This window comes from Dellaglioa sp. CoH-57-MRSF-16 (assembly GCF_056782055.1).
Genome location: NZ_JBXAXZ010000156.1, coordinates 1 through 282 on the forward strand (window position 1 = coordinate 1; position 282 = coordinate 282).

General features: G+C 59.9%; 1 protein-coding gene. It reads left to right on the top strand.

Going from position 1 to position 282, the window contains the following annotated elements:
- On the top strand, positions 1–282 hold a 282-nt coding region (locus tag AC1RPH_RS08260), incomplete at both ends, for a hypothetical protein (RefSeq protein ID WP_481762104.1).

Sequence of the window (282 nt, forward strand, 5' to 3'; positions counted from 1 at the left end):
TCCGAGCCACCATTCCTGTGGCTGCGGCCGACGCCGCGTTCGTGCGTCCAATCATCGAATGGATGCTGGGCAATACTGAGCGGCCGGCCCAGCTCCCGGAGCACGAACTGTTTCAGCATGAACGCGTCGAATACGTGCTGCACAACGCGGCTGTGGAATGGTTCGAGTTCCCTGAACCTCCGGACGGCACGCAAGAGTATTACCGTGGCGCGAAGACGTTCATCGTTGATGATGAGGAAGGCGGCTTCGTACTCGAAGTGTGCGGCGGCATCAACCACGAAG